This is a genomic window from Streptomyces sp. NPDC029151 (assembly GCF_055564315.1).
Genome location: NZ_JBVHWQ010000014.1, coordinates 17941 through 26940, shown reverse-complemented (window position 1 = coordinate 26940; position 9000 = coordinate 17941). Strand labels below are relative to the sequence as shown.

Here is a 9000-nt window from a genome sequence, read left to right as displayed (position 1 = left end):
CCGATTTTGACATAGCGACTCCTCTGAATGGCGTAGTCCGAATGGCAAGATGCCGTAAACCCACGAGGTCGCGACACCCGAAGGTGTGTGTTTCCGTCGACCCATCGGCAACTCTTCGCATCCGCCGGAGGAACCACGATGACCGCAAGCTCCACCCGTCGTACGACCGCAGCGCGCTCCCGTCTGGCCGCGGCCGGTGCGATCGCGGTCGCAGGGGCCCTGCTGCTCACCGGCTGCGGTGACCAGACCAAGGAAAAGAACAACGACTCCGGCGCGTCCGTCACCAGCGCACCGCTCGCCGACAAGCTCCCGCAGGAGATCCGGAGCAAGGGCAAGATCCGCGTCGGTTCGGACATCGCCTACGCCCCCGTGGAGTACAAGGACTCCAGCGGCAAGGTCGTCGGCCTCGACCCGGACCTGGCGGCGGCGCTGGGCAAGCAGCTCGGGGTGACGTTCGACTTCCAGAACGGCACCTTCGACGGCCTGATCACCGGTCTGCGCTCGGACCGCTACGACATCGCGATGTCGGCGATGACGGACAACAAGAACCGTCAGGAGGGTGTCGACCCCGACACGGGCAAGAAGGTCGGCGAGGGCGTCGACTTCGTCGACTACCTGACCGCCGGTGTCTCGATCTACACCCGCAAGGGCGACACCAAGGGCATCACGAGCTGGGACGACCTGTGCGGCAAGAAGCTCGCCGTGCAGCGCGGCACCACCTCGGAGGACCTGGCCAAGCAGCAGGCCAAGAAGTGTCCGAGCGGTAAGAAGCTCGCCATCGAGCCCTTCGACGACAACCAGCAGGCCCAGACCCGGCTGCGTTCGGGCGGCGCGGACGCCGTGTCCGCCGACTTCCCGGTGGCCGCGTACGCGGTGAAGACCTCCGGCGGCGGCAAGGACTTCCAGACCGTCGGCGAGCAGGTCGAGGCGGCCCCGTACGGCATCGCGGTCTCCAAGACGGAGACGCAGCTGCGCGACGCCCTCCAGGCCGCGATGAACGCGATCATCAAGAACGGCGAGTACCAGCGGATCCTCGAGAAGTGGGGCGCCCAGGACGGCGCCGTCAAGCAGTCCGTGATCAACGGCGGCAAGTGACCCGCGGCAGCCAGCGGCCACCGAGAGGCAATACCCGTGACTGACATCGACAAGACGGCGGAGCCGGCGGACGCGCCCCCGGCCGGCGCGGAGGCCATCAAGGCCATCCCGGTCCGGCACTACGGGCGGTACGTCGCCGCCGTCATCGCGATCGCGCTCCTCGTCGCGATCGTCTACGCGTTCGGCCAGGGCAGGATCAACTGGCACGCGGTACCGGACTACTTCTTCGACGACCGAATCATGACCGGTGTCGGCAAGACCCTGCTGCTGACGGTGCTGTCGATGCTGATCGGCATCGTCGGCGGCATCGTGCTCGCGGTGATGCGGCTGTCGAAGAACCCGGTGACCTCGTCCATCTCCTGGTTCTACATCTGGTTCTTCCGCGGCACCCCGGTCCTGGTCCAGCTGTTCCTCTGGTTCAACCTGGGTCTGGTCTTCGAGTACATCAACCTGATGCCGTTCTACAAGGACTACTGGTCGAACTTCATGACGCCGCTGCTGACGGCGCTGCTCGGCCTGGGTCTGAACGAGGCGGCGTACATGGCCGAGATCTGCCGGGCGGGCCTGCTCGCGGTGGACGAGGGCCAGACCGAGGCGGCTCACGCGCTCGGCATGAGCCACGGCAAGACGCTGCTCCGGGTGGTCATCCCGCAGGCGATGCGGGTGATCGTGCCGCCTACGGGCAACGAAGTGATCAACATGCTGAAGACGACCTCGCTCGTGGCGGCCGTCCAGTACCCCGAACTGTTCCGCTACGCCCAGGACATCGGCCAGAACTCCGGTGCCCCGGTGGAGATGTACTTCCTCGCCGCGGCCTGGTACCTGATCATGACCTCGGTGCTGAGCGTGGGCCAGTACTACATCGAGCGGTACTACGCACGCGGTTCCAGCCGCCAGCTGCCGCCGACGCCGTGGCAGAAAGTGAAGACGAACATGCTGTCCCTGGGCCGGCCCAAGGGAGGCATGGCATGACCGACAAGCTGAGCAAGACACAGGACGCGGAGCCCCGCGGCACCGTCCCGATGGTCAAGGCGGAGGGCGTCCACAAGTCCTTCGGCCACGTCGAGGTGCTCAAGGGCATCGACCTGGAGGTGAAGCCGGGCGAGGTGTTCTGCCTCATCGGCCCCTCCGGCTCCGGCAAGTCGACGTTCCTGCGGTGCATCAACCACCTGGAGAAGATCAACGCCGGCCGGCTGTACGTCGACGGCGACCTGGTCGGCTACCGCCAGCAGGGCGAGAAGCTGTACGAGCTGCGTGACCGCGAGGTCGCCATGAAGCGCCGGGACATCGGCATGGTCTTCCAGCGCTTCAACCTGTTCCCGCACATGACGGCCGTGGAGAACGTCATGGAGGCGCCGGTACAAGTCAGGGGCGTGAGCCGGGCTCAGGCCAAGGAACGCGCCATGCAGTTGCTGGAGCGCGTGGGCCTGGCCGACCGGGCCGGGCACTACCCCTCGCAGCTCTCCGGCGGCCAGCAGCAGCGCGTGGCGATCGCCCGGGCGCTGGCCATGGACCCCAAGCTCATGCTGTTCGACGAGCCGACCTCGGCGCTGGACCCGGAGCTGGTCGGTGACGTCCTGGACGTCATGCGCGACCTCGCCGAGTCCGGCATGACCATGGTCGTCGTCACCCACGAGATGGGCTTCGCCCGCGAGGTGGGCGACAGCCTGGTGTTCATGGACGACGGTGTGGTGGTGGAATCCGGCCACCCGCGAGAGGTCCTGACGAACCCGCAGCACGAGCGGACGCAGTCCTTCCTGTCGAAGGTGCTCTGACCCGGGGCGGACCGGGCACCACGCACGACGAAGGGCGGTACGGCTTCCCGTACCGCCCTTCGTCATGCCGCGTCCGTCATGCCGCCGGGGCAGGGGCCCGGTGCCGAAGTCCGTGCCGTATCCCGTGCGGCCGCGGGCTACTTGAGGGCGAGCAGCAGTGTGTCGGAGGGCGAGCACCACACCGGGCGGGCCTCGGAGAACCCCTTGTCGCGCAGGACGCGCGCGTGCCAGGCGGCCGGCGGCGTGTCCCCGTCGGCGTGCTCGCCGTAGATCTCGAAGCGGCGGGCGGTCGGTTCGCCGAGAACCGGGTCCTGGGCGGCCAGCTGCCACCACTCGGTCCAGTCGAGGGCGCCGCCGCGCTTGGCCTGATCCATGCGGGCGCGGCGCTGGGCACGCTCGGCCGCGTTGATCCGGGGCGTGGTGTCATCGATCATGTGGTCCGCGTTCATGAAGACACCACCGTCGCGAACCAGCTCCGCGACCTGACCGTAGAGGGCCGCGAGGGGTTCGCTGTGCAGCCAGTGGAGGGCCGTTGCGGTCAGTACGGCGTCGTACGAGTCGTACGGCAGCTTCGCCGGCCAGTCCGGGTCCTTGAGGTCGGCGGTGACGAGGACGACCCGGTCGTCGCCCTCGAAGGTGCCCTGCGCGATGGCGAGCAGCGCCGGGTCGAGGTCGACGCCGGTGCTGGCGGCCTGGGGGAAACGGCGGAGCAGCCGGGCGGTGATGCTGCCGGTGCCGCACGCGAGGTCGAGCACGCGCGGGGCCGTACCCACGAGCGCCTCGACCATGTCGAGCATGATCCGGAAGCGTTCCTCGCGGTCCGGCATGTACCACTCCTGCTGCCGGTCCCAGCTCTCCTGCCAGGCCGCCCAGTCGGTTCCGGCACTCGTGGTCATGGAACTCCGACTCCCCTCGGTTCGAGTAATACCCTGGAAGCACGACCGGGTGTTACCCGACCGCAGACCCGACGATAATGCGCCCCCGTAAGGACTACAAGTGGAACTGGCCTATTACTCGGATTACGCCGTGCGTCTCGTGAACAGCGAGGAACCGGCGCGGGGCAAGGACGCCCTGACCACGGTCGAGGCCGTCCGCGACCTCTTCGGCGACAACGCGTCGGCGGCCCGCCGCGCCACCGACGCGGACGTCACGCGCTTCCGTTCGGTCCGGGCGCGGCTGCGCGGGGTCTTCGAGGCGGCGGACAAGGGCGACGAGACCCTGGCCGTGGACCTGCTGAACTCGCTCCTGCTGGAGTTCCCGGTCAGCCCGCAGATCTCCGGGCACGACTTCCGGGACGAGGACGGCCGCCCCCTGTGGCACATGCACCTGGCCGACCACCCGTCCAACGCCACCGCCGGCTACGCGGCGATCGCGGCGATGGGCCTCGCCTTCCACCTCACCGAGTACGGCGTCGACCGCCTCGGCCTGTGCGAGGCGTCCCCCTGCCGCAACGCCTACCTGGACACCTCCACCAACCGCTCCCGCCGCTACTGCTCGGACCGCTGCGCCACCCGCGCCAACGTCGCCGCCTACCGGGCCCGCAAGCGCCTGGAGGCCGACCGGCCGGCCGGCAGCGGCCTCGCCGCCGAGAGCGCCCAGCGCAGCAGCGCCAGCGGCGAGCGCTGACCGGCCCCGGCCGGCCGGAACCGCAGCCAGGCCTTCCCGAGGATCAGCTCCTCGGGCACCACCCCGTAGTCCGTGCTGTCCCCGCCGGCGTACGGATTGTCCCCGAGCACCCACCAGCCGCCCTCGCGGCGCTCCACGGCCCGCTTGACCACCAGCAGGTCCTGCTGGAACGGATGGCGCAGGACCACGACGTCACCGGGCCTGACCGCGCCCCCGTACCGCACCAGCAGCTGGTCCCCGTGGTGCAGCGTGGGCACCATGGACGGCCCCGTCACCTCCGCGATCCCGAAGGGCGCCCCGGCCCTCCCCCCTTCGGTCTCCTGCGACAGCTCCGGCATCCCCGGCACCTCCCCGGTCCGTTCCTCCACCAGTCTCAGTCTCACCCTGGACTTTTGTCCTAAGCCCTAGGGGGCACCCGAGAAATCGCCTTCCCCAGGGAGTAATGTCGCACCTGAGAAGACGATCACGAGGAAGGAATGCTCCATGCTTTCCCGCCTGTTTGCCCCCAAGGTCAAGGTCAGCGCCCACTGCGACCTGCCCTGCGGCGTGTACGACCCGGCCCAGGCCCGCATCGAGGCGGAGTCGGTGAAGGCCGTCCAGGAGAAGATGGCCGGTAACGACGACCCCCACTTCCAGGCACGCGCCACCGTCATCAAGGAGCAGCGCGCGGAGCTGGCGAAGCACCACGTCTCCGTGCTCTGGAGTGACTACTTCAAGGCCCCGCACTTCGAGAAGTACCCGGAGCTGCACCAGCTGGTCAACGACACCCTGAAGGCCCTCTCGGCCGCCAAGGCGTCCACCGACCCGGCGACGGGCCAGAAGGCGCTGGACTACATCGCCCAGATCGACAAGATCTTCTGGGAGACCAAGAAGGCCTGATCTTCGATCAAGCCCTCTGACCTGCGGGTTCTCTGACCGCAGCGTCTCCCTCCCCGCACCCGGTCCGCAGGCCGCCGCGCACGGCGTCCCTGACGGTCCGGGTGCGGTTTTTTCACGTCCGGCCGGTCCGGCCGCCCGGACCGGCCGGAGCGTCAACCGGCGCTCCGCCCCGGCGCGTCGGCACCCCGGCGGGAGCGGGGCCCTCAGCCGGGGGCCCTCTCGTCCCCGGGGTCGGCCGTGGTGAGCCAGGTGCGGGCGTGGGCCGTGTACGCCGGGGTCTAGGCGTGGCGGGTCAGGGCGGTCAGGAGGACGTCGCCGGTGTAGGGGGTCGGTGCCGTGGGGCAGACCGGGGAGGCGAAGGCCGTGTCCGAGCCGGTAGTCCCTCGTCACCCGCGTCCGGGCCGGGTGCCCTGGTACCGGCCGTGGGCCCGCCGCCGGTGGCTGGTCTCGCGGCGCCGCCTGCCACTCGCCTCGCCCGCCGGCTCACCGCACGCGCCGCACACCGCCCGGACAACCGGAGGGAAATGCTCCGTCGAACGCGGGGACGGTGGTGTGCGGGCCTGTGCGAGGCTGGGGGGATGACCGCCCTGGAGGACCTGAGACGGCTGCGCCGGGTGCGCGACCGGATGGACCGTGAGTACGCCGAGCCGCTCGACATGACCGCGCTGGCCCGGGACGCGCTGATGTCCCCGGGCCACTTCCAGCGCAGCTTCCGCAGGGCGTTCGGGGAGACGCCGTACAGCTATCTGATGACCCGCCGGATCGAGCGGGCCAAGACGCTGCTGCGCCGGGGCGATCTCACCGTGACCGAGGTGTGCCTCGCCGTCGGCTGTACCTCGCTCGGCTCCTTCAGCTCCCGGTTCACCGAGCTGGTCGGGGAGACGCCGAGCGCCTACCGCGCCCGCGACCACGAGGAGAGCGCCGCCGTCCCGCCCTGCGTGGCCCGCCGGCTGACCCGGCCGCGCCGCCGCCTGTACTGAGCCGGGCTGCGCCGTACGCAGGCACGGACCGCCGTACCGAGGCGCGAGGCGCCCACCGGTTCTAGGGTGAGTCCATGGACGTGAAACTCGCGCAGTGCTTCCTCGCCGTGGACGACCACGACAAGGCCATCGCCTTCTACCGGGACGTGCTCGGTCTGGAGGTACGCAACGACGTGGGCTTCGAGGGGATGCGCTGGGTGACCATGGGGTCCCCGCTCCAGCCGGACGTGGAGATCGTCCTGGAGCCGCCGGACGCGAGCCCGGACGCCTCCCCCGCCGACAAGCACGCGCTCAACGAACTCCTCGCCAAGGGCCTGCTGCGCGGGGTCATCTTCACCACGCCCGACTGCGACGCGCTCTACGAGCGGGTACGAGAGTCCGGCGCCGACGTCCTCCAGGAGCCGATGGACCAGCCCTACGGCGTCCGCGACTGCGCCTTCCGGGACCCGGCGGGCAACCAGCTCCGCTTCCTGCAGCGGCCCGCGGACTGAAATCCCCCCGGCTGCCGGGGACTTCAACGCCTACACTCCCCGGATGACCATCCGCTGGACCTACGCCTTCGCCGACCGGCCCGCCGCGCGTCTCGCCGACGCGTGCGCCTTCTGGACGGCCGCCACCGGCACCCGGCCGTCCGCGTTCCGCGGTGACGACGGCGAGTTCGTGACGCTGCTGCCCCAGGGGGCGGACCCGGGCGTGAAGCTGCAGGGCGTCACCGAGGGCGAGGGCGGTGCCCACCTCGACCTGTGCACCGACGACGTACGGGAATTGACCGCGCTCGCCCGGCACCTGGGCGCCGGACCGGTGGCCGACCACGGCGACTGGGCCGTACTGCGCTCCCCCGGCGGGCAGCTGTTCTGCGCCGTCCCCTGGCAGGGGGAGGCGGTACGGCCCCCGGTGGTGTCCGACAGCCGCCTGGACCAGGTGTGCCTCGACATCCCGCCCTCCCGGTACGACGCGGAGTCGGCGTTCTGGGCCGGGCTGACCGGGTGGGACCTGCGGGCGGGCTCCCGGCCGGAGTTCGCCGTGCTGCGGCAGCCCGCGGGCCTGCCGCACCGGCTGCTGCTCCAGCGGCTGGACGAGGAGCGCCCGGCCTCGGCACACCTGGACCTCGCCTGCGCGGACGTCGCCGCGGTCCGCGCCCGGCACGAGGAGCTGGGCGCCCGCGCCGTACGGGAGGGTCCCCACTGGACGGTGATGCGCGACCCGGCCGGCGGCACGTACTGCCTGACCGGCCGCGACCCCGGGACGGGCGGCCTGCCGGCCGGCGCCGGATAGTCCGATCCCCTCAGGTTCGAGTCCGCCTGGCCCCGTGGGGCGCCGGCGAGTCACCCCGCTCCCCCACCGGCCCCAGGTCGTCCCCAGGTCACCCCCAGGTCATTTCCAGCTCTCCACGTCCACCACGGCCTCGACCGGCACCGGGCCGTACACGTGCGGGAACTCCTCCCCGCCCGGCTCGACGGACTCGTACTTCACCGGCACCCCGACCCGGGCCGGGTCCACGACCAGGACGACCAGCTGGTCCGGGCCGTCGTAACCGCCGTAGAGGAACTCGGCGATGCGCGGGAGCTGGTCGCGGGTGGAGAAGTGGATGAACCCCTCCTCCTGGAGGGTGCGGCCCCGGGTGGACACCTCGTACGCCCCGCGTTCGCGCGCCGCCTCCCACAGGGAGCGCTCGGTGATGTGGACGATGTACGGAAGCTTCGGCATGCGTCCACGCTACGGCGCCCGCCGCCGCTCCCGTCACCGGTTTTCGGAGGGCTCCCCGGCACCCGCCGCCGACGGATCCTGCGGCCGTCCGGACTCGGGCCGCCCGGAGTCGGCGGGACGGCCGGACCCGGCGCGCGCCGAGCAGTCGGGGTTGCGGCACGGACCGGGGGCCCAGACCGGCACCCAGGCGCCCAGCGTCTTGTGCCGCTTGACGACCGTCTCGACGGGCCCTCCGCAGACGGGACAGACGTGTTCCTCGCGGTCCATGCCCTCAGGGTAGGTCGGCGCGGGCCTCAGCGCTTCCTGCCGTACGTCCGCACCAGCGCGCCGTTGTCGAAGGTGCGCAGGGACTCCAGGGCGAACTCCTTGAGGTCCAGACCGGTGCCGAACATCGGCATGCCCTTGCCGTAGACCAGGGGGTAGCTCTTGATCACGAGTTCGTCGATCTCCTCGAGCAGCGCTCCGGCGATCCGCGAGCCACCGCACAGGAGGATGTCGAGCCCGCCGTCCTCCGCCTTCAGCGCGCGGACACGACCGGTCAGGTCGTCGGCGACGATCTCGACGTTCGGGTGGGGGGAGGCGCCGAGGGTACGGGAGGCGACGAGTTCACGCAGGTGGCCGTAAGGGCTGGTGATGCCCTCCCGCAGGGCCACCTCGTAGCTGGCCCGGCCCTGGATCACCGTGTCGAAGCGCTTGTTCTCCAGGTGGTCGATGCCGAACGTCTTGCGGACGTGGGTGGGCAGGGCGTCCGGCAGATCCGTCCTGAGGTAGTCCAGGAACTCCTCGTCCAGGAAGCGGTACATCGCGGAACCGTCCCCGTGCTCGTCACCGATGAATCCGTCGAGCGAGCAGGCGACGACGTACGAGAGCTTGCGCAAGCGGGTCTCTTTTCATTCGCTCCAACTGTAGTGGTTCATTTGTAGTACTCCATCTGTCGT

Annotated in this window: 13 protein-coding genes; 8 read left to right on the top strand and 5 right to left on the bottom strand. The window is 70.4% G+C overall.

From position 1 onward, the window contains the following. Positions 1–138 precede the first annotated feature (138 nt). The 3 genes from ACZ4VF_RS35125 to ACZ4VF_RS35115 are packed head-to-tail and all read left to right on the top strand — an operon-like array spanning position 139 to position 2870. Complete coding sequence (locus tag ACZ4VF_RS35125; RefSeq protein ID WP_467931115.1) at positions 139–1095, top strand: ABC transporter substrate-binding protein; 957 nt, start codon at positions 139–141, stop codon at positions 1093–1095. A 36-nt stretch (positions 1096–1131) separates the two neighbouring features. Then, positions 1132–2067 carry an amino acid ABC transporter permease gene (locus tag ACZ4VF_RS35120; protein WP_467931113.1) on the top strand — a complete coding sequence of 312 codons (936 nt, stop codon included), beginning with the start codon at positions 1132–1134 and terminating at the stop codon, positions 2065–2067. Continuing rightward, positions 2064–2870: an amino acid ABC transporter ATP-binding protein gene (locus tag ACZ4VF_RS35115; protein ID WP_467931112.1), complete on the top strand. Its 807-nt coding sequence runs from the start codon at positions 2064–2066 to the stop codon at positions 2868–2870. The genes ACZ4VF_RS35120 and ACZ4VF_RS35115 overlap by 4 nt, the downstream gene beginning before the upstream one ends. A gap of 137 nt (positions 2871–3007) precedes the next feature. Here the strand turns inward: ACZ4VF_RS35115 and ACZ4VF_RS35110 are convergent, their stop codons facing one another. Next, complete coding sequence (locus ACZ4VF_RS35110; RefSeq protein ID WP_467931111.1) at positions 3008–3766, bottom strand: class I SAM-dependent methyltransferase; 759 nt, start codon at positions 3764–3766, stop codon at positions 3008–3010. A 100-nt stretch (positions 3767–3866) separates the two neighbouring features. Here ACZ4VF_RS35110 and ACZ4VF_RS35105 point away from each other — a divergent pair, with 100 nt between their 5' ends. Continuing rightward, positions 3867–4496, top strand: coding sequence for a CGNR zinc finger domain-containing protein (locus ACZ4VF_RS35105; RefSeq protein ID WP_467931109.1), 630 nt, complete (start codon positions 3867–3869; stop codon positions 4494–4496). Here ACZ4VF_RS35105 and sodX read toward each other — a convergent pair. After that, entirely contained in the window at positions 4400–4834 is a 435-nt protein-coding gene (sodX, locus tag ACZ4VF_RS35100; protein ID WP_467931199.1) for a nickel-type superoxide dismutase maturation protease, read from the bottom strand. The two genes, ACZ4VF_RS35105 and sodX, sit on opposite strands and share 97 nt — an antisense overlap. A gap of 145 nt (positions 4835–4979) precedes the next feature. On the opposite strand from sodX, the gene sodN reads away from it, so the two are divergent. The 4 genes from sodN to ACZ4VF_RS35080 all read left to right on the top strand — a co-directional run bounded on the left by sodN (position 4980) and on the right by ACZ4VF_RS35080 (position 7630). Next, positions 4980–5375, top strand: coding sequence for a superoxide dismutase, Ni (gene sodN, locus ACZ4VF_RS35095; protein WP_014674929.1), 396 nt, complete (start codon positions 4980–4982; stop codon positions 5373–5375). Positions 5376–5953: 578 nt separating this feature from the next. Further along, positions 5954–6355, top strand: coding sequence for a helix-turn-helix transcriptional regulator (locus tag ACZ4VF_RS35090; protein WP_467931108.1), 402 nt, complete (start codon positions 5954–5956; stop codon positions 6353–6355). 74 nt (positions 6356–6429) lie between these two features. Further along, positions 6430–6846, top strand: coding sequence for a VOC family protein (locus tag ACZ4VF_RS35085; protein ID WP_467931107.1), 417 nt, complete (start codon positions 6430–6432; stop codon positions 6844–6846). 43 nt (positions 6847–6889) lie between these two features. Continuing rightward, entirely contained in the window at positions 6890–7630 is a 741-nt protein-coding gene (locus ACZ4VF_RS35080) for a VOC family protein (RefSeq protein ID WP_467931105.1), read from the top strand. A gap of 99 nt (positions 7631–7729) precedes the next feature. On the opposite strand, the gene ACZ4VF_RS35075 is transcribed toward ACZ4VF_RS35080, so the two are convergent. The 3 genes from ACZ4VF_RS35075 to ACZ4VF_RS35065 are packed head-to-tail and all read right to left on the bottom strand — an operon-like array spanning position 7730 to position 8940. Further along, positions 7730–8062: a DUF952 domain-containing protein gene (locus tag ACZ4VF_RS35075; RefSeq protein WP_467931104.1), complete on the bottom strand. Its 333-nt coding sequence runs from the start codon at positions 8060–8062 to the stop codon at positions 7730–7732. Between the two features lie 33 nt (positions 8063–8095). After that, positions 8096–8329, bottom strand: a complete 234-nt coding sequence (locus ACZ4VF_RS35070; protein ID WP_467931103.1) for a hypothetical protein — start codon at positions 8327–8329, stop codon at positions 8096–8098. Between the two features lie 26 nt (positions 8330–8355). Then, positions 8356–8940: a dihydrofolate reductase family protein gene (locus ACZ4VF_RS35065; RefSeq protein ID WP_467931101.1), complete on the bottom strand. Its 585-nt coding sequence runs from the start codon at positions 8938–8940 to the stop codon at positions 8356–8358. Between the last annotated feature and the right edge of the window lie 60 nt (positions 8941–9000).